Origin of the sequence: Confluentibacter sediminis (genome assembly GCF_003258355.1) — a bacterium.
GTDB lineage: Bacteria > Bacteroidota > Bacteroidia > Flavobacteriales > Flavobacteriaceae > Confluentibacter > Confluentibacter sediminis.
Genome location: NZ_QKPO01000014.1, coordinates 150,959 through 171,289 on the forward strand (window position 1 = coordinate 150,959; position 20,331 = coordinate 171,289).

The 20,331-nt window shown below is 35.1% G+C and carries 15 protein-coding genes; 8 read left to right on the forward strand and 7 right to left on the reverse strand.

Features of this window, described 5'->3' with window-relative positions; all coding sequences use genetic code 11:
- The first annotated feature begins 16 nt into the window (after positions 1-16).
- Positions 17-2,866: an aminomethyl-transferring glycine dehydrogenase gene (gene gcvP / locus DKT72_RS13585; RefSeq protein WP_111309284.1), complete on the forward strand. Its 2,850-nt coding sequence runs from the start codon at positions 17-19 to the stop codon at positions 2,864-2,866.
- A 93-nt stretch (positions 2,867-2,959) separates the two neighbouring features.
- Positions 2,960-4,018, forward strand: a complete 1,059-nt coding sequence (locus DKT72_RS13590) for a 3-oxoacyl-ACP synthase III family protein (protein WP_111309285.1) — start codon at positions 2,960-2,962, stop codon at positions 4,016-4,018.
- On the opposite strand, the gene DKT72_RS13595 is transcribed toward DKT72_RS13590, so the two are convergent.
- Positions 3,999-5,465 (reverse strand): lipopolysaccharide biosynthesis protein, encoded by a 1,467-nt coding sequence (locus DKT72_RS13595; protein WP_111309286.1) that lies wholly within the window; start codon positions 5,463-5,465, stop codon positions 3,999-4,001. The two genes, DKT72_RS13590 and DKT72_RS13595, sit on opposite strands and share 20 nt — an antisense overlap.
- Positions 5,465-6,337, reverse strand: coding sequence for a glycosyltransferase family 2 protein (locus DKT72_RS13600; RefSeq protein WP_111309305.1), 873 nt, complete (start codon positions 6,335-6,337; stop codon positions 5,465-5,467). The genes DKT72_RS13595 and DKT72_RS13600 overlap by 1 nt, the downstream gene beginning before the upstream one ends.
- A 55-nt stretch (positions 6,338-6,392) precedes the next feature.
- Between DKT72_RS13600 and DKT72_RS13605 the strand changes: the two genes are divergently transcribed.
- Positions 6,393-7,253, forward strand: a complete 861-nt coding sequence (locus tag DKT72_RS13605) for a glycosyltransferase family 2 protein (protein ID WP_111309287.1) — start codon at positions 6,393-6,395, stop codon at positions 7,251-7,253.
- A 54-nt stretch (positions 7,254-7,307) separates the two neighbouring features.
- Here DKT72_RS13605 and DKT72_RS13610 read toward each other — a convergent pair whose 3' ends face one another.
- Both DKT72_RS13610 and pafA read right to left on the reverse strand, forming a co-directional pair.
- Positions 7,308-8,117: a DNA/RNA non-specific endonuclease gene (locus DKT72_RS13610; protein ID WP_111309288.1), complete on the reverse strand. Its 810-nt coding sequence runs from the start codon at positions 8,115-8,117 to the stop codon at positions 7,308-7,310.
- A 1-nt stretch (position 8,118) separates the two neighbouring features.
- The gene (gene pafA, locus DKT72_RS13615; RefSeq protein WP_111309289.1) at positions 8,119-9,768 is read right to left on the reverse strand and encodes an alkaline phosphatase PafA; all 1,650 of its coding nucleotides are present in this window, start codon (positions 9,766-9,768) and stop codon (positions 8,119-8,121) included.
- A gap of 108 nt (positions 9,769-9,876) precedes the next feature.
- Between pafA and DKT72_RS13620 the strand changes: the two genes are divergently transcribed.
- Entirely contained in the window at positions 9,877-10,614 is a 738-nt protein-coding gene (locus DKT72_RS13620) for an MlaE family ABC transporter permease (protein WP_111309290.1), read from the forward strand.
- Positions 10,614-11,381, forward strand: a complete 768-nt coding sequence (locus tag DKT72_RS13625; RefSeq protein ID WP_111309291.1) for an ABC transporter ATP-binding protein — start codon at positions 10,614-10,616, stop codon at positions 11,379-11,381. The genes DKT72_RS13620 and DKT72_RS13625 overlap by 1 nt, the downstream gene beginning before the upstream one ends.
- On the opposite strand, the gene DKT72_RS13630 is transcribed toward DKT72_RS13625, so the two are convergent.
- The 3 genes from DKT72_RS13630 to DKT72_RS13640 all read right to left on the reverse strand — a co-directional run bounded on the left by DKT72_RS13630 (position 11,382) and on the right by DKT72_RS13640 (position 14,649).
- The gene (locus tag DKT72_RS13630) at positions 11,382-12,845 is read right to left on the reverse strand and encodes a DUF389 domain-containing protein (RefSeq protein WP_111309292.1); all 1,464 of its coding nucleotides are present in this window, start codon (positions 12,843-12,845) and stop codon (positions 11,382-11,384) included.
- 63 nt (positions 12,846-12,908) lie between these two features.
- Positions 12,909-13,988, reverse strand: a complete 1,080-nt coding sequence (locus DKT72_RS13635; protein WP_111309293.1) for a mannose-1-phosphate guanylyltransferase — start codon at positions 13,986-13,988, stop codon at positions 12,909-12,911.
- Positions 13,989-14,049: 61 nt separating this feature from the next.
- Positions 14,050-14,649 (reverse strand): SprT-like domain-containing protein, encoded by a 600-nt coding sequence (locus DKT72_RS13640; protein WP_111309294.1) that lies wholly within the window; start codon positions 14,647-14,649, stop codon positions 14,050-14,052.
- 161 nt (positions 14,650-14,810) lie between these two features.
- On the opposite strand from DKT72_RS13640, the gene DKT72_RS13645 reads away from it, so the two are divergent.
- The 3 genes from DKT72_RS13645 to DKT72_RS13655 all read left to right on the forward strand — a co-directional run bounded on the left by DKT72_RS13645 (position 14,811) and on the right by DKT72_RS13655 (position 19,242).
- Positions 14,811-16,895 (forward strand): beta-galactosidase, encoded by a 2,085-nt coding sequence (locus DKT72_RS13645; RefSeq protein WP_111309295.1) that lies wholly within the window; start codon positions 14,811-14,813, stop codon positions 16,893-16,895.
- 76 nt (positions 16,896-16,971) lie between these two features.
- Positions 16,972-18,855 (forward strand): glycoside hydrolase family 97 protein, encoded by a 1,884-nt coding sequence (locus DKT72_RS13650; protein WP_111309296.1) that lies wholly within the window; start codon positions 16,972-16,974, stop codon positions 18,853-18,855.
- Between the two features lie 24 nt (positions 18,856-18,879).
- Positions 18,880-19,242 (forward strand): nuclear transport factor 2 family protein, encoded by a 363-nt coding sequence (locus DKT72_RS13655; RefSeq protein ID WP_111309297.1) that lies wholly within the window; start codon positions 18,880-18,882, stop codon positions 19,240-19,242.
- The last annotated feature ends 1,089 nt before the right edge of the window (positions 19,243-20,331 follow it).

Genomic DNA, 20,331 nt, shown 5'->3' on the forward strand with positions numbered 1-20,331 from the left:
AATTCTATCAATTTTTATGAATACAAACGCTTTTGCTCTGCGTCATATTGGTCCGAATGAAGATGACCAAAATAACATGTTAAAAACCATAGGTGTAGATTCCTTAGATCAACTTATTAACGAAACGGTTCCAAACGACATTCGATTAAAAAAAGGGTTACATTTAGATGAACCTATGACAGAACATGAGTATTTACTTCATATCCATGAATTGTCTAAAAAAAATAAAGCATATAAAACCTATATAGGTTTGGGGTATCACCCAACTATTTTGCCTGCTGTGATTCAAAGAAACATATTGGAAAACCCAGGCTGGTACACGGCATATACACCTTACCAAGCCGAAATTGCACAAGGAAGACTGGAAGCCTTGCTTAATTTTCAAACCATGATTACAGATTTAACAGGTATGGAAATCGCAAACGCCTCATTACTTGATGAAAGCACCGCTGCCGCAGAAGCTATGGGGTTACTATTTGCAGTTCGTGATCGTGACCAGAAAAAAGCTGGTATCAATAAGTTTTTTGTATCTGAAAACATATTACCACAAACCTTGTCTTTACTAGAAACCCGAGCCATTCCTATTGGTATAAAATTAATTGTTGGTAACGAAACTGATTTTGATTTTTCTTCGGATTTTTTTGGAGCCATTTTGCAATATCCTGGTAAAGACGGACAGGTTACAGATATAAAAACCTTCATTAACAAGGCTCAAAATGCTCAAATTAAAGTAGCTGTTGCAGCAGATATTTTAAGTTTAATAAAATTAGAGGCCCCTGGTAAATTTGGAGCCGACGTGGTTTTAGGCACGACACAACGTTTTGGAATCCCCATGGGGTATGGTGGCCCTCATGCAGCATATTTTGCTACTAAAGATGCCTATAAACGTGATTTGCCCGGCCGTATCATTGGCGTCACAAAAGACGTGGATGGCAACAGGGCACTACGAATGGCATTACAAACACGAGAACAACACATCAAGAGAGATAAAGCGACGTCTAATATTTGTACTGCTCAAGTATTGTTGGCTGTCATGGCAAGTATGTATGGTGTTTTTCATGGCCCTAAAGGCTTAAAGTTTATTGCTGATAAAATCCATAATAAAGCAGCAACATTAGCTAGTGCTTTGGAAAAATTGGGGTATAATCAAATTAACACGTCTTATTTTGATACGCTTCAAATAAAAACCAATGCAAAAAAAATAAAGAAAGTCGCTAAAGAAAAAAAGGTTAATCTGTATTATCCTGATAAAAAAACGGTGACCATTTCAATCAATGAAACTACAGCCATTAGAGATATTAATTATTTGATTTCTATTTTTGCTGAAGCTGCTAAAAAAGAAACTATTGTTATTTCATCTATTTCTGAATCAAACAATATCTCTGAATCTTTACAACGTCAATCAGAATTTTTAACCTTAGATGTTTTCAACACCTATCATTCTGAAACCGAATTGATGCGTTATATAAAATCATTAGAACGCAAAGATTTATCCCTTAACCATTCCATGATTTCATTAGGCTCTTGTACTATGAAATTGAATGCCGCTTCAGAAATGCTCCCATTAAGTTGGTTTAAATGGGGAAATATTCACCCGTTTGCTCCTACGAAACAAGCACAAGGTTATTTAACCGTTTTAAAAGAACTAGAAAACCAATTAACAGAAATCACTGGTTTTGCGGCGACGTCCTTACAACCAAATTCTGGGGCTCAAGGAGAGTTTGCAGGATTGATGGTTATAAAAGCCTATCATGAATCCAGAGGTGATTTCCATAGAAATATTTGCTTAATTCCGTCATCGGCGCATGGAACCAATCCTGCCAGTGCAGTTATGGCAGGCATGCAAGTAATTGTTACCAAATCAACCCCAGAAGGAAACATAGATATTGATGATGTAAGAGAAAAGGCTGAACTTCATAAAGATAATTTAGCCTGTTTAATGGTAACATACCCATCAACTCATGGTGTTTATGAGTCTGCCATAAAAGACATTACTAAGATTATTCATGATAATGGCGGTCAAGTTTATATGGATGGTGCTAACATGAATGCCCAAGTAGGATTAACAAACCCAGGAAATATTGGTGCAGATGTTTGCCATTTAAACTTACATAAAACCTTTGCCATTCCTCATGGTGGAGGCGGCCCTGGTGTTGGCCCTATTTGTGTAGCCAAACAATTAGCTCCTTTTTTACCTGGAAATCCTGTAAAAAAAGTAGGCGGAGAAAAAGCTATCACCGCTATTTCAGCAGCACCGTATGGCTCTGCACTAGTTTGCTTAATTTCTTATGGCTATATAAAAATGCTTGGTGCTGAAGGTTTAACACAAGCTACCAAAATGGCCATTTTGAACGCTAATTATATCAAACGCAGACTAGAAGGTTATTTTGACACTTTATATTCTGGTGAAAACGGACGTGCAGCCCATGAAATGATTGTTGATTGCAGACCATTTAAAGCCCATGGCATTGAAGTAACCGATATTGCTAAACGTTTGATGGATTATGGTTTCCACGCGCCAACCGTTTCATTCCCTGTGGCTGGAACCTTAATGATTGAACCTACAGAAAGCGAAAGCAAAGCCGAAATTGATAGATTTTGCGACGCCATGATTTCTATTAGAAAAGAGATTGACAATGCTTCTAAAGAAGATGACAATAATGTTTTGAAAAATGCGCCACATACTCTAGAGATGATAACAGCGAATGAATGGTATTATCCATATGCGCGTGACACTGCTGCTTATCCTTTAGACTATGTAAAAAATAATAAATTTTGGCCTAGCGTGAGACGTGTAGATGATGCTTATGGAGATAGAAATTTAATCTGTACTTGTGCACCGATTGAAGCATATATGGAGGCTTAAACTAGCTTTGAACATCGTAAAATGGAATCAAAATTAATTTGACTTAAATAAATAGAAATTATCTTAGTAACTACTTAAGACAAATTGTCTCATATGAATATTAAAATCACCGGAACTGGAAGCTATATTCCAGATATTATCGAGAAAAACGAAAACTTCCAAAATCATGAATTTTTAAATAGTGATGGCTCAACAATAAATTACCCAAATGCCGTTATAATTGAAAAATTCAAAGCCATAACGGGCATAAAGGAAAGACGTTACGCAAAACCTCATTTGAACTCATCAGACATGGCATTTTTTGCTGCTGAACGTGCTATTGTTGACTCCAAAATAAATCCAGAAGAATTAGATTATATTATTGTGGCTCACAATTATGGTGATGTTAGACAGGATTCTCACCAAAGTGACACCGTACCAAGTATTGCTTCTAGAGTAAAACATTTATTGGGAATTAAAAATCCTAAGTGCGTTGGATATGATATTTTGTTCGGATGTCCAGGTTGGGTTGAAGCCGTTATCCAAGCCAAGGCTTTTATCAAAGCAGGCATGGCCAAAAAATGTTTAGTAATTGGTTCTGAAACATTGTCCAGAATTCTTGACCCACACGATAGAGACTCCATGATTTATAGTGATGGCGCTGGTGCTGTAGTCATAGAATCTACCAATCTAGAAGGCGGTATCCTTGCCCATGAAACAGCTACCCATGCATTTGATGAAGCTCATTATATTTATTTTGGAGAAAGCAATAACCCTGAATCAAAAAGCAGAAGACGTTATATAAAAATGTATGGTAGAAAAATTTATGAATTCGCCATAACAAACGTTCCTTCTGCCATGAAATCTTGTTTAGATGCTAGCGGTATTGACATTAAAAACCTTAAAAAAATACTCATCCACCAAGCTAATGAAAAAATGGATGAAGCCATTGTTCAGCGTTTTTTCAAATTATACAATATGGATACGCCTCAAGGTATTATGCCTATGATTATAAATAATTTAGGAAACTCTAGTGTAGCAACTATTCCCACTCTATTGGATCGGATTTTAAAAGGTGAACTCGAAAATCAATCTATTAGCAAAGGCGATGTCATTATGTTTGCGAGTGTGGGTGCTGGAATGAATATTAATGCTATTGTTTATCAAGTTTAAATAGTTTGTCAACCCAATAATTTAAGCTGTAAACCCACTTCATTTTATACGTTATAAAAACTGTTACGCAGGCATTTAAACCTACTTTAATGATGAGGTTTAACAAGGCATTCGTGTTTTCTGGCAACAAATAACAAACACAAAACACTAAAATGGCTGTGAAGAACAGTTTTAAATAATGTTTATCGAAAGGTAGAATACCAAATTTTTTATAAATAAAAACAAGCTTAGAACAGTTAAAACTTATCATAGCTATTAAAGATGCGTAAGCCACTCCAACAATCCCCAAATTTGTTTGAGTTAAAAAGAATAGGTTTAAAAAGATATTCAAAATAGCCAGAACCAATATCGCTATGATATTGAACCTATAATATTTTGAATAGGATATGATTTCAGAATTAAAACCTGTTGACATATTAAAAAGCACATTAACGCCAAGTAGTAGTATGATGGGAATGGAATCTACCAACTTGTCATAAGTAGGTAGCATTTGAAACAAAGAGTCCACACCTAAAACAATAGAGGCGTATAAAATGGCTCCAATAAAAAACAATAATTTAGCTGTTTCTATATATTTTTTCCCTAATTCATTAATCCCATCATTTTTCAAGTAAGCAGATATTTTAGGCGCATAAATGGCAAATACTCCCGTAGCCGGAATTGCTAAAGATGTTGCCAAAGCCACTCCGATACTAAACGTCCCATTGGCTTCAAAAGGCAAGAATTCGGGAATCATAAAAGTATCTATCCTAAAGGCTAAAAACGAGCCAAAACTTGCTAAAAAACTGTAAAAACTATATCTGTAATATTCCCTTTTTGGCACCTCACTGAAAAGTGATTTAAAATTAAAGTCCCTATTTAATTTATAGTGTTTTAACACATAAATAACCAAAAGAAAAAACAAAATAAAGTAAGAGATAATAAAAGCTACCAAACTCTTAATAATATCTAAATATCCAAATATTAACAGCAAGAATATAATAGGCAAACTAACTTTTGGAATTATTTTTTCATAAAAAGTAGGCACCTCCAATTTTTCAATATTAGTGGCTTGCCTTCTAAATAATTCAACAAATGCTAACACAAAACCTATAGGAAGGGAGTAATATAAATAGTTATAATTTTCCCATTCAACAAAAGCGTTTCCTAAAATAAGCAGAACCAAAAGACCTATACTTATACATAAAATAGTAACAATACCATACTTAAAAAGTTGTCTTTTATTATGCTCTGTGAGTGTTGGATAAAAATGAATTAATGCTTGCGCTCCACCAAAAATCATAATAGGAAAAAGCATTTGTGCCATACTATCAACATATCTCACAATTCCTAAAAATTCTTTATTGTACGGATAAATAAACACAGTAGAAATAACACCAATGGCAACACCTAAATAATTAATTAGGGTAAACCAAAAAGCTTGTTTATGGGTTTTACTGTCCTTCATTATCTATAGCTTGCACGTATTTTGTAAATTTTTAAAACGTTTAATTTTAATGTAATGAAATAACCAATAAGTATAAAAAAAAGTTTAATTACTTCAGAAAACGAATAAAACTTAAAAAAATATTTTGGCAACCCCAAAACCGAACGAAATCCTTTCAAATAACCCACAATTAGAGAATCATTCACATTTAAAATGTTTGCTAATACTCTAAATTTTGATTGTATAACATCTTTTTTGAAATGTCTTTTAATAAGCCTGTCATGATAAATTATAGAGTCCTTTACAATCCCAATTTTGAACTTATGGAATAGTACTCTATCCGAATAATTCCGATCCTCTCCATAATGATTGAACAGGGGTTCAAAAAAACCGACTTTATTAATAACCGCTTTAGGAATCAACCAAGCCGCTGCATTTACAAAAGAAACTTCATCTATATTTTCTGAAACAAAATTTGTTTTCCTATTCCAATAGGTTTCAAAATTTTTATCTAATGTTATCCCATCCCCCGAAAAATGCATGGGACTTAAAATCCCAAAGTCTTTATTTTTCTCAGCAGCCATGACCAAATTACTAATCGTTTTTGGAGAAATCCAAGTATCTTGGTTTAATAGAAAAACATATTCGGCTTCTTGATTTAAAGCTTCCTTTATAGCTATATTATTAGCTTTTCCGAAGCCTAAATTTTCATCTAACAAAATCAATTGCACATTAGGAAACGATTTTACTATTGATACAGTTTCATCAGATGAATTATTATCTATCAAAAGGGTTTTAACCGGATAAATAGATTGCTTTAAAGATTCTAAATTCTTTTGAATCCACTGCGCTCCGTTATAGGAAACAATAATTATAAAAACCTTTTTTTGCAAATTCATCAAGTTACCAGACAAAAATAAGGATATTTGCATGTAATTAGCATGAACTATGAATTTTTACATTATCATTCCCGCCCACAACGAAGAAAGTTCTATTGGATTAACTCTTAATTCCTTGGTGAATCAAACATTAAAACCCAAACGCATAGTGGTTGTTAATGATAATTCAACAGATGACACACAAAATATAGTGGAAGCTTATAAAACTAAATATTCTTGGGTTGAATTAATAAACTCTAAATCATCTAACGAACATTTACCTGGCTCTAAAATCATCAATGCGTTTTATAAAGGCTATGACGTTTTAGACTCCAATTATGATGTGATATGTAAATTTGATGCCGATTTAATTTTCCCAAACAACTATTTAGAACAACTTTCTGTTCATTTTAATAAGAATAAAAAACTCGGTATGGCTGCTGGGTTTTGTTATATCGAAAAAAATGGTGAGTGGATTTTAGAAAACTTAACCAATAAAGATCACATCCGTGGTGCTTTAAAAGCCTATAAAAAAGACTGTTTTTTACAAATTGGGAAATTGAAACCATCCATGGGTTGGGATACTGTTGATGAATTATTGGCTAAATATTATGGTTGGGAACTGTTAACAGATGAATCATTACATATTAAACATTTAAAACCAACAGGGATTTCATATAACAAAGCGTCAAAATATTTACAAGGAGAAGCCATGTATAAAATGCGCTATGGCTTTATAATTACCCTAATTTCCGCTATCAAATTAGCTTATAAAAAAAGACGGTTTGATTTATTTAAGGATTATATGGTTGGTTATTTTAAAGCTAGGAAAAACAAAATAGCCTTTTTAGTAACAGAAGAAGAAGGTGAATTTATTAGAAATTTACGTTGGAAAGGGATGTTGAAGTTATTAAACAAAACATATAAGTAAAGACATACTTTGATTGCGCTTAGCGCAACAACTAACAACCAAGAACCACCAAAACTAATTAAAACTCCAATCTTTATAATTACTGGAAGCTTCTAATTTGTTTTCTATACGGTCTTCCAATTCAGGAAAAAAATCAATTCCCGTTAAAGCTTCTATGGAATCAACAGAAACTACAAACTCATATAATGGTTTATCAGACTCTTGATGAGGCATTAAAAAAGCTATCATTTTGGTTTTCCCTGTATTGTTATCAATCAATACTTTATAAAATTGATTTGGTACAGCCACATGTTCATTACCAATAGTTTTCATTTGTCCTTTTAAAACACCGCCTGTCACTACAAAAACACCATCATATTTACTTGCCCAATAACGTACTTTTTGTTCTAACCGATTCCAAACACCAGAATTAAAATCGTGTTTTTGGGGGCTAATATTACTGGTTAAAAAAGTTTCATCATGTGCAAACTGACTATAGTTTCTATCGCCCGCAGGACAAAGATGTCCACGGTCGTAACCTGAATTTTTATAATTTCTCCAATCGGCTGCTCCTGTTTTTACAGCTTTATCAATTTCAAAATAAGGTCGTTTAAAATTACCGCTGGAAAGATGCTCCTTTTTTAATTCATAGGCTACCCACTCAGCTTGCTCATGAGGTTCGCTGTAGGATAGCGAATAAGCTTCATGATGAACTATTTGCCCTGTTGTACTCGTTGGAAGAAAATATTCATTTGTATCGCTTTTAGGGACTTCACCAGTTTTAACAATAACTATTTCCTCTTCTTTTTTTAAAAAATGCTCATAGCCATAAACCCCTAATACAAGGGCAATAGCGATTAAAGAATATATTGTTTTTTTGGTCAAATTATTCTAAAACAAATTCTAGTGGTTTCCCAATAGTTCCACTAGGAAAACTAATTCCCAATAAAGCAGACATGGTCGGTGCGATATCTGTTATTTCTGTTTTCTGAATAGTTTCTCCATGTTTTATGCCTTTCCCAAAAAGCAAAAGTGGTACGTGGGTATCATAATTAAACGCAGAACCATGTGTAGACCCCGTTTTGCCATAAGAAATATAAGCAGTATCATAAACAAAAAGCACATCTCCAGAACGCTTTTGGTTGAATCCTTTTTGCAACAATGATTCAATACCCTCTGTAAACGAAGCTTTATTCATTGTCGCTGCACTATAGGCCTTATCAATATGGGGATAGGTTATAATTTCATTTACAATAGATTCCTGTACATCTTCTAAATTTAAATGAAGTTCCTTTATTTTCTCTCTATCTAAAAATATTTGGTTGTTTGTAACACTTTCGATTAATTTGGTATCACCGAACTTATTTACCATAAATTCATTAATCTTTTGATACTGCTCTTTATTATCTATATATCCCGAAGGTACATGTACACTTTCCAAATAAGCAGGCACATCTACGGCCGCATGATCTGCCGTTAAAAACACCGTATAATTGCCTTTACCTACTTTACTATCTAATTCATTAAACAGTCGCTCTAAATCTTTATCTAATCTGATATAAGTATCTTCAACTTCTTTAGAATTCACTCCAAAATTATGTCCAACATAATCTGTACTAGAAAAACTAACCGCTAGCACATCAGTAATATCATCTTGACCTAATGATTCACCATCTATAGCCGCTATGGCAAAATCAGCCACGATACTATTACCATAAGGTGTCGTTTTTAAAATATCAAGACCTCCGTTTTTATCTTCCAAAGCCTTTAAATCATAAGGAAATGTTGCAGTTTCCTTCCCTTTAAAGCCACCTTCATAGGTATTTTTATCACTACCACTTTCTGTGTAAGTCTCAATATCATACATCGTATTCCAGGGTTTTAAATAAGTTTGAACCTTATTGGAATTATTAAAACTCTGTACCCATTTTGGCAAACTATTCATATAAAATGAACTAGTAATGAAATATCCTTTATCCTTTCCATAAAACCAATAGGCTGCATTGGCCGTATGACCTGCTGGTAAAATAGCCCCTCTGTCTTTAACAGAAATTCCTATTGTTTTCCCTTTCATTTGGGTAAACAATCTGTTCTCATCAGAAAAAGTTGTTGTTTTCATTCGATGTGGAGACATTTGTCCATCTGAAGTTTCCATTCCCACAGATTGCATAGCATCATCACCAGCACAGTACACCATGCTCTTGATTTCTTTATCGTACCAATCGTTAGCTATAATACCGTGATATTTCGGGGTGGTTCCTGTGTAAACCGAAGCATGCCCAGGCCCCGTATAAGTTGGCACATAATTAAAATGATTGTTTTTGCAATTAAAACCTTCATTCATCATACGTTTAAAACCACCTTCGCCATATTTGTTATAAAAACGAGTTAAATAATCATAACGCATTTGGTCCACAACAATACCAACTACTAATTTTGGATTTGTACTTGTTTGCGTTAGTTTAGAAACGCTATTTTGAGCTTTACAAGACAAACTCAAAACAAAAACTAATATTAGATATAAACTATTTTTCATGCTACTTACTATTTCATTGTCAAAAATACGGTTTTAAAAATATCTTAATTTAAAATTAAGGTTAAATACCTCTAACTTTTTTTTACTTTAGCACTATTAAATTTTGATATGTTATACCTTCATAATATTGGCGCTTATTTTTTAATGATTGTCGAAATGTTTCGAAAACCCACAAAGTGGAGCGTTATGAAACAATTAATCCTAAAAGATATTGATGATTTAATCATTGGATCCCTTGGTATTGTTGCTTTTATATCATTTTTCGTAGGTGGTGTTGTAGCTATTCAAACGGCGTTAAATATAAGTAACCCTTTAATACCTAAAAACCTTGTTGGTTTTGCTACAAGACAGTCTATTATTTTAGAATTTGGCCCAACGTTTATATCTATCATCATGGCAGGAAAGGTGGGCTCATTCATTACCTCTAGCATAGGCACCATGCGTGTTACAGAGCAAATAGACGCTTTAGAGGTCATGGGTATCAATTCTATAAACTACCTCATATTCCCAAAATTTATTTCATTGTTACTATACCCTTTTGTTATTTCTATAGCGATGTTTTTAGGAATTTTAGGAGGCATGGTAGCCAGTGTGTATGGTGGGTTTAGTACTGCGGGTGATTACATTGCGGGCATTCAATTGGATTTTAATCCTTTTCATGTTACCTACGCTTTTATTAAAACAGGAGTGTTTGCTTTTATTTTGGCAACCATTCCATCCTTTCATGGTTTTTTTATGAAAGGGGGCGCTCTAGAAGTAGGTAAAGCTAGCACCACCTCTTTTGTATGGACGAGTGTGGTTATTATTCTTTTAAATTATTTACTAACCCAAATGTTGTTAAGCTAATGATAGAAGTTAAAGATTTACACAAATCATTTGGAGATGTTGAAATTTTAAAAGGCATTAGCACGTTTTTTGAAAAAGGTAAAACCAATCTTATTATTGGTCAAAGTGGATCCGGTAAAACGGTTTTTATAAAATGCTTACTGGGTCTTTTTCCTTATGAACAAGGAAGCATTGCTTACAACGGTAAAATATTTTCGGAATTAACAGAAGACCAAAAACGTGATTTAAGAAGTGAGATTGGCATGGTATTTCAAGGGAGTGCTTTGTTTGATTCTTTAACCATTGCACAAAACGTGATGTTTCCTTTAAAAATGTTTACGAAACAAAGTAAAAGCGAAATGGAAGACCGTGTCGACTTCGTTTTAAAACGTGTCAACCTGATTGATGCTCATAATAAAATGCCTAGTGAAGCTTCTGGTGGTATGCAAAAACGTGTGGCCATAGCGCGAGCCATTGTAAACAAACCTAAATATTTGTTTTGTGATGAACCTAACTCTGGTCTCGACCCAAAAACGTCTATCATCATCGATAATTTAATTCAAGAAATCACAAATGAATATGATATTACCACCGTTATCAATTCCCATGACATGAATTCGGTGATGGAAATTGGTGAAAAAATCGTGTTTCTAAAAGATGGCTTAAAAGCTTGGGAAGGTTCAAAAGACACCATATTTAAAACAGATAACGAAGCAGTTACCAATTTTGTATATTCTTCAGAATTGATGAAAAAAGTACGCCAAATGTATATTGAAGAAAAACAATAATTAATAAAGTCGCTTCACGACCATCGTATCTAAAGATAATCGTTGCTTTAACCACTTCTCTAATTTTTCTTTTTCCTTTAAAATGGCATCTTCTTTTTCTAAAGAAGCATTCCATTTAGCCTCAAATACAGGAATCGTATCTATCTTACTAAAGTTTGTTTTTATTTCAATAGCATATGAAAACTCTTGTAAATTGGTATAATTTATTTTTACCTCTTTAGCAATATCATCAAAAGGAATTTGGTTACGTTCATATTTTGACAACTGACTTACCTTATCTTCAAGGAAGATTATTTTTTGGGTTTGGGATAATAAATCCAATGAATCCCTGGAACGTAATTCTTCTAAATTTTTTATATTATCTAAATTTTTAGATTTATTCTGATTAAATATCAACTGAGTATTGTTCAAGGCATTATAATCACTCATCCTAGCTCTGATAAGCTCTATAGAACTTTCAGGAATTTCATCAAGGCCAAAGGTATTTAGCTCGATCGTATGTATTTTACTATTGGTATAATTAAAAATAGCATTCTTTTTTATATATTCAGAATGTGGTAATGCCGATAATTCATTATTTACAAAAGCTTTGGCATCCCTCATAAAATTACTCTCTTGCAATACATTTACAAACGTCCACATCGCAGGAATCATCACTACAATAGCTAACAAAGAAGCCAATCTTCCAATACGTTTTCTTTTCGCCGAGTTCACATACTTAAGCATCGGAAAACGTAATACTTTTAAAATGATAAAAGTAGCAAGCGCAATAAAAATGGTATTGATAATAAATAAATACATGGCACCTCCAAAATACTGCCAATTGCCTTTGGCCAATCCGTAACCAGCCGTACACAATGGCGGCATTAAAGCAGTGGCAATAGCTACACCAAAAATGGCAGAAGCTATAGTACCTCTTTTAGTTCTGGCTATAAGTAATGCCGAACCACCAAAAAAAGCAATCAATACATCACGAATATCTGGTTTTACACGTCCTAAAAGCTCCGAAGTATCTTCACTTAATGGAAATAAATAAAAGAACAAAAATGCCGTAAGTAAACTAAGAACAATCATAATACCAAGATTAATGAGTGATCGTCTTAAGGTATCAACATCATTAATGGCTATAGACAACCCAACCCCCAAAATGGGACCCATAAGCGGAGATATCAACATGGCTCCAATAACAACAGCCGTTGAGTTCGCATTTAAACCAATAGATGCCACAAAAATAGAGCATACTAATATCCAAGCAGTAGCACCTTTAAAAGGGATATCATTCTTTATAGCTTGTATTGTAGCATCTCTATCGGTATCTTCCCTAAAATCCAATAGTTCTTTTAGAAACTTACTTACGCTCAAAAACAACCCTTGAGCATCTTTTTTCACATCGTCTTTAGATTGCTCAACGGATTCCGCCTTTTTAGATTCGTCATCAGACATGCCAGATTTGTTTTCTTCCATCTATAATTGTTTTAACTACTAATACACGAATATAAAATAAATAGCCTGTATTAAAATAGATTTTTATCCATGCTCTGCCCCAAAAGTATCTTTCACTTTTTGGAGTACTTTTTTAATATCCTGCTCTTTTGACTTCGGATAAATAAGGAGCACATCTTCTTTATCTACAATAATATAATCATTCAAGCCATCGATAACCACAATCTTATTCTTTTTGGCCCTTATCATGTTACCAGAAGCATCTTCCGTTAAAGTTCTTGCACTAACAACGGCATTTCCAGAACTGTCTTTATCCAACTTATCATATAAACTTCCCCAAGTTCCTAAATCGTTCCAATCAAATTCGGCAGCAATCACATATACATTGGTTGATTTTTCCATAATCGCATAATCAACCGAAATATTTTCTGCATTCGGGTAATTCCGCAAAATGAATTCGTCTTCACCATCTGTATTATAAGCATGCATACCGTTTTCAAAAAGACCATATAAACTAGGCTGTTTGATTTTAAAAGCTTCTACCACACTTTTAGCACTCCACATAAAAATACCCGCATTCCAAAGAAAATTGCCCTGCTCAATAAATGATTTTGCAGTAACATAATCTGGTTTTTCCCTAAACTGATTCACGGATTTAATGGTATCGGAAGAGTTTTTATCAAATTCAATATAACCAAAGCCAGTGTTTGGGAATGTTGGTTGAATACCAAGGGTGACAAGCGCATCATTGTTCGAACAAAAATCAAAGGCTTGCTGTACATTTTTTGAAAACGTCACTTCGTCTTCAATCCAGTGATCGCTAGGAGCCACAATCATCACTGCATCTGGGTTTTCTTTCTGTATTTTTAACGAAGCATATAAAATACAAGGCGCTGTATTTCGCATGGCGGGTTCTAAAACGACTTGACGTTGTGTTACTTCAGGAAGTTGTTCCAATACCAAGTCATTATATTTTTCATTGGTTAAAATAAAAATATTTTCCTTTGGAATTAAGTGCGCCAAACGATGAAATGTTTTTTGAATAAGCGTATCGCCTGTACCTAACATATCATGAAATTGCTTTGGAAAACTCTCGGTGCTTACAGGCCAAAATCTAGATCCTACTCCGCCTGCCATTAATATCGCGTAATAATTTTTGTTCATGTTTTTATTTATTTTTTCTTAAATGATTAAGAATGTGTGTTAATTTATTTTTACTAAGTTCTTATATATTAATCAATTCTACTTCCGCATTGGGATTGAAAAGATACAACTTTCCTGTTTTAACTTCCAAACACTCATAACGTTTAACACGTAATGGTCCCATTTTAAAAATTCTGCCATTATACAATTTAAACATGGTTCCAAACGGCACCTCAAAAATATAGGTTTTATCATTTGGTTGGTCAAATTGTTTTAATGCAAATGCTAATTTAGCATCGGTATCACTTGTTGCTTTAGGATTCTTAAAGTGTTTTGCCAATAATGGCAAAAGTTCCAAAGGGAAAATATCTGGATTCAAGAATGGCAACATTAAATGCTGAAACGTACGTTTCCACTCCATTCCATGAGGTTTTATTAACCTCCCATAGGCTCTGTAAGCTTCAAAATGGGCTATTTCATGAATGAGCGTGATTAAAAACCGATATTCATTCAAATTGGAATTCACTGTTATTTGATGCTTCCCATTGGGCAAACGCCTATAATCACCATGCCGTGTTTTCCGTTCATTTTTTACTTTAACCGTTAAGCTTTCATGCTTTAAAAGGCCTAAAACAAGATGTAGTGCTTTTGGCGAAATAAAATCTTGAAGCGTGTTTTGCATACTGCAAAAATACAATTATTCTTTTACCATAAAATAAGGGCATGAACCTAAAAAAATATATTTAGGGCATATTAAATTCATTTAACAAACAACATATAACAGAAATTTTAAAATTACAGTTATATTTAGTTACTCTAATTCATCTAAACCAAATAACCATCATGCCTTTCAAAATTGATTTCAAAATACCAATGCTGTTTATACTTTTAAACAGCCACGCCTTTGCCCAAAATATAGAAGCTTTTTTTCCTTCTGAAGCACTTACTACTGTGGGCGTTTATTATTATCCTGAACACTGGGATGCCTCTCAATGGGATCGCGATCTTAAAAACATATCCGACATGGGCTTTGAATTTACCCATTTAGGTGAATTTGCTTGGGCACAATTGGAACCTGAAGAAGGCAAATATGATTTCACATGGTTAGACAAAGCTTTAGAATTGGCAGCAAAACATCATTTAAAAGTCATCATGTGTACCTCAACGGCCACGCCTCCTGTGTGGTTGGTTCGTAAACATCCTGATGTATTAGCCACCGAAGAAGACGGTACTAAAATGGATCATGGCTCTCGGCAACACGCCACCTTTTCCAGTAATTATTACCGCAGTTATTCCATGAAAATGATTGAGCAATTGGCAAAAAAGTATGGAAATGACAAACGAATCATTGGCTGGCAATTGGATAATGAACCCCGTCGTTTTCTTGATTATGGCCAAGACGCACCACAACGTTTTCGCGATTGGTTAAAAGAAAAATATAAAAACATTGCGGCTTTAAATGACGCTTGGGGGACTAATTTCTGGAGTGGTACTTACACTAGTTTTGATGAAATTAATTTGCCCCTACACAAACAATGGGGCATGAATTTACACGCTCGGCTAGACCATTACCGCTTTGCCGATTATGAAACAGCCTCTTTTTTAGATGACCAAGCTAAAGAAATTCGCAAATATTCAAGTCCAAACCAATGGATTACCTCCAACTACATTCCCATGTATGATGTTAGCTTTATAGGCATGAGTAAAGAACTTGATTTTGTTTCCTATACACGTTATATGGTTCATGGCAATAATGATGGTATTGGATCTCAAGGATACCGCGTGGGTGATTATTCCAGTATAGCGATGGCAAACGATTTTTTCCGTCCTTTAAAAGGCGCATATGGTGTTATGGAATTACAACCCGGACAAGTTAATTGGGGAAGTATTAATCCACAACCCTTACCAGGCACGACCCGTTTATGGCTTTGGCATGTGTTTGCCGGAGGCAGTAAGTTTACCTGCACCTATCGCTACCGTGCCCCTTTATATGGTTATGAACAATACCATTATGGCATTGTAGGCACGGATGGCGTAACACCAACCCCGGGTGGTTTGGAATTCAGCCAGTTCACAAAGGAAATCAACACCTTACGCAAAAAATATAATACAAAATCCACCTTACCAGATTCTTATTTGAAACGCAAAACCGCCATTTTGTTTAATCCTGATAACGTAATGGGCATTAATTTAAATAAGCAAACCAGAGTATGGAATACCACCGAACATTTCTTAAAATATTACAAAGCCGCAAAATCTTTTGGGGCACCCGTTGATTTTGTAAGGGATTCAACAGATTTTTCAAAGTATCCGGTTTTAATAGTCCCCGCTTATCAAATGATTGACCAGCAAATGATTGACAAACTAACAGCATATGCCCATAATGGTGGTAATTTAGTATTAACATGCCGTTCTGGAATACAAAATAGAAAAGGCCATTTATGGGAAGCCAAGTTTTATGAACCTATGTGGAAATTGATAGGATCTCAAGTTGAATCGTACGATTTGTTAATTCCACAAGCTCCGGGCAATATTAAATTCAATAATGAAGATTTCGAATGGATCAGTTGGGGCGATTTATTGAAGCCAAATAAAGAAACCAGCATTTGGGGAACATATGATAGTGAGTTCTATAAAGGCACACCCGCCATTGTTCATCATCCACTAGGAAAAGGCACCGTCACTTATATAGGGGTCGATTCTAAAAAAGGAGATTTAGAAAAACAAGTCTTAACCAAACTATACAACCAACAAAACATTGCTATCGAAAATTATCCTGAAGGCGTGATGGTAGACTACCGTGATGGTTTTGGTATTGCCGTAAATTATTCCGACACCATTTACAACATGAATTTGCCCCATACTGCCGAGATTTTGATAGGCACTAAAGCCATAAAAACCGCAGATGTTTTGGTATGGAAGTATTAAAACGGTTCTGTACATATTATAAAAAAATCAATTATATTCGTTCGCTATCATATATTAAACATTTACAACTACTAAAATGAAATCTATTACTAAATCAATCACGACATTCCTCTTTTTATTCATTAGTATTCATTTCGCCTTGGCGCAAGAGCGTATTGAGATTACCAGCCCTAACAAAAAACTTTCTGCTTTGGTTACGGTAACTACAGAAGGTCGCCTGTCATATGCGATTGATTCAGACGGTATTCAGGTTTTAAACACCTCGCCTCTAGGAATAACGGTTGATAGTATCGATTTAGGCCATCAAGCAAAAATAACGTCCAAAGCCATCTTTAGTGACATTCATGAGAGTTATAATATTCTTGGCAGCCATACGGTGGCAAAAAATCATGCCACCGAAGCAACCATACCCATAGAAACCGCCGGAAAATCATTCAAACTGATTGTTCGGGTTTATAATGATGGCGTGGCTATTCGCTACACAATCCCAAAAGGCTCCAAACGTATCAATAGTGAATCTACTTCGTGGAACCTTCCAGAGCAAACTACTAAAATTGTATGGGCAGATTTTCATCAAAGCTACGAAGGGTTAAGCTATACAACCACTTTAGAAAACATTCCACAAGACAAACCTATTATGGGACCTATCACTTTTGAAGTCGCAGGGCATTATCTTTCTATTTCCGAGGCTGATTGTGAAACCTTTTCAGACATGTCTTTTATGCGTTCCAACCATATATTGAAGGCCACTTTCCCTTTTGAAAAAGAAGGATGGGATATTAAAAAAAGAGCAGACAACGGCCCTTTGGTCTTAGATGGCACTTACAAAGGCGACCTTGTATCCCCTTGGCGTACAACCATCGTTACTCATAATATTACAGATTTAATAAATTCCGATTTATTAACGAACCTTTGTCCTGCCCCTGCCAAAAACATGGACTTTTCGTGGGTACAACCAGGTCGTTGCCTATGGCAATGGTGGAGCGTTGGCAGTCCTGTTTACGAAGATCAAAAGAACTGGTACGATGCTGCTGCAAAATTAAAATGGGAATACTATCTTGTAGATGATGGCTGGCGTACTTGGAAAACACCAGAAAAAGACCAATGGGCATTGCTTGCCGAAGTCATTGCTTATGGCAAGAGTATCGGGGTAAAATCCATTGTTTGGGTGAATTCCAATGAAATGCGTGAAGGCGACAAACGCCGTGCCTATCTAGAAAGAGTAAAAGCCCTTGGTGCCGATGGTATTAAAATTGACTTTATTCCCGACGCCACTTCCAATATCATGCAATGGTATATGGGAACCATGCAAGACTGTGCCGAATTAAAATTATTATTAAACTTCCACGGCAGTGTAAAACCCACAGGCTTAACCCGAACCTATCCAAACGATATAACACGAGAAGCCGTTCGTGGCAATGAGTACCACATGACAAGATACCGCAGAGTCGCTCCTTTAGAGCTGGACGTCAACTTGCCATTTACTCGTTTAATGGCTGGTGCGGCAGATGTAACCCCTGTTATATTAGACCCTAAACAACTAACCTCTACAAAATTTACATGGCCACACGAATTTGCTCAGGCCATTGTATACCTATCGCCCATCACCCATTTTACAGACCAATATAAATTCTATCTGGAAAGCCCCATGTTCGATTTATTTCAAGAAGTGCCAACTGTTTGGGATGAAACCAAAGTATTGTCATGCACAAGCATAGGCGAAGTGGTGGCTTACGCAAGACGCAAAGGTGACACGTGGTGGATTGGCGTGATGAATGGCGCTACAGAACGAGAAGTTAAAATCCCTTTAGATTTCTTGAAAAAGCCAAAGCAAGCCACACTCATATACGATAACAACCTTTCCAATACCGCTATAGATAGACGTGAACAGAAAGTATCCAAAAAAGATGTTTTAACAGTTAAATTAGTTCCAGGTGGTGGCTTTGTAGCTCGCATATAAACACAAAACTTAATAACAACATCTATGACTAAAAAAGACATCGCCAGCTCCTTTTTAAAATTAGCAGGTTTAGGAAACGTTCAAGAAGCTTATGATAAGTTTGTAGATAAAGATTTTATCCATCACAATCAATATTTTAAAGGAGATAGGGAATCCTTAAAGCTGGCTATGGAAGACGCCCATAAAACCCAACCCAACACCTTTATAGACATTAAAAGCTGTTACCAGGATGGTGATACCGTGATAACACATTCACATGTTGGCAAAGAAGCTATGGCTATCGCCGTGGTTCATATGTTTAGATTTGAACAGGATAAAATAGTAGAGCTTTGGGATTTAGGCCAAGTGATTGACAAAGACTCCCCTAATGAGCACGGGGCTTTTTGACGCTTAATCCTATTATCACTTCGAGTATGTTTTGTGTAGGGCAACGGAACAAAAAATGTATCGAGAAGCCATACTAACTAAAAACACAATTAACAACCTAGATGTCACTTCGAGTGATTTTCGAAGCATGAGAAAATTGTATCGAGAAGCCATACTAACTAAAAACACAATTAACAACCTAGATGTCACTTCGAGTGATTTTCGAAGCATGAGAAAATTGTATCGAGAAGCCATACTAACTAAAAACATAATCAACAACCCAAATGTCACTTCGAGTGATTTTCGAAGCATGAGAAAATTGTATCGAGAAGCTCATTTACCAAATGTCACTTCGAGTATGTTTTGTATAGGGCAACGCAACAAAAAATGTATCGAGAAGCCACACTAACCAAAATCACAATTAACAACCCAAATGTCACTTCGAGTGATTTTCGAAGCATGAGAAAATTGTATCGAGAAGCTCATTTACCAAATGTCACTTCGAGTATGTTTTGTATAGGGCAACGCAACAAAAAATGTATCGAGAAGCCACACTAACCAAAATCACAATTAACAACCCAAATGTCACTTCGAGTGATTTTCGAAGCATGAGAAAATTGTATCGAGAAGCCACACTAACTAAAAACACAACCAACAACCCAAATGTCACTTCGAGTGATTTTCGAAGCATGAGAAAATTGTATCGAGAAGCCACACTAACTAAAAACACAACCAACAACCCAAATGTCACTTCGAGTGATTTTCGAAGCATGAGAAAATTGTATCGAGAAGCTCATTTACCAAATGTCACTTCGAGTATTCTTTGTATAGGGCAACGGAACAAAAAATGTATCGAAAAGACATACTAACCAAAAACACAATCAACAACCCAAATGTCACTTCGAGTGATTTTCGAAGCATGAGAAAATTGTATCGAGAAGCTATACTAACTAAAACACAATCAACAACCCAAATGTCACTTCGAGTATTCTTTGTGTAGGGCAACGGAACAAAAAATGTATCGAGAAGACATACTAACCAAAATCACAATTAACAACCTAGATGTCACTTCGAGTGATTTTCGAAGCATGAGAAAATTGTATCGAGAAG

What these genes read in the sequence shown, in the direction of transcription:
- gcvP (WP_111309284.1), top strand. Translation starts at nt 17, where the DNA reads ATGAATACAAACGCTTTTGCTCTGCGTCATATTGGTCCGAATGAAGAT.
- DKT72_RS13590 (WP_111309285.1), top strand. Translation starts at nt 2,960, where the DNA reads ATGAATATTAAAATCACCGGAACTGGAAGCTATATTCCAGATATTATC.
- DKT72_RS13595 (WP_111309286.1), bottom strand. Translation starts at nt 5,465, where the DNA reads ATGAAGGACAGTAAAACCCATAAACAAGCTTTTTGGTTTACCCTAATT.
- DKT72_RS13605 (WP_111309287.1), top strand. Translation starts at nt 6,393, where the DNA reads ATGAATTTTTACATTATCATTCCCGCCCACAACGAAGAAAGTTCTATT.
- pafA (WP_111309289.1), bottom strand. Translation starts at nt 9,768, where the DNA reads ATGAAAAATAGTTTATATCTAATATTAGTTTTTGTTTTGAGTTTGTCT.
- DKT72_RS13620 (WP_111309290.1), top strand. Translation starts at nt 9,877, where the DNA reads ATGTTATACCTTCATAATATTGGCGCTTATTTTTTAATGATTGTCGAA.
- DKT72_RS13625 (WP_111309291.1), top strand. Translation starts at nt 10,614, where the DNA reads ATGATAGAAGTTAAAGATTTACACAAATCATTTGGAGATGTTGAAATT.
- DKT72_RS13630 (WP_111309292.1), bottom strand. Translation starts at nt 12,845, where the DNA reads ATGGAAGAAAACAAATCTGGCATGTCTGATGACGAATCTAAAAAGGCG.
- DKT72_RS13635 (WP_111309293.1), bottom strand. Translation starts at nt 13,988, where the DNA reads ATGAACAAAAATTATTACGCGATATTAATGGCAGGCGGAGTAGGATCT.
- DKT72_RS13640 (WP_111309294.1), bottom strand. Translation starts at nt 14,649, where the DNA reads ATGCAAAACACGCTTCAAGATTTTATTTCGCCAAAAGCACTACATCTT.
- DKT72_RS13645 (WP_111309295.1), top strand. Translation starts at nt 14,811, where the DNA reads ATGCCTTTCAAAATTGATTTCAAAATACCAATGCTGTTTATACTTTTA.
- DKT72_RS13650 (WP_111309296.1), top strand. Translation starts at nt 16,972, where the DNA reads ATGAAATCTATTACTAAATCAATCACGACATTCCTCTTTTTATTCATT.
- DKT72_RS13655 (WP_111309297.1), top strand. Translation starts at nt 18,880, where the DNA reads ATGACTAAAAAAGACATCGCCAGCTCCTTTTTAAAATTAGCAGGTTTA.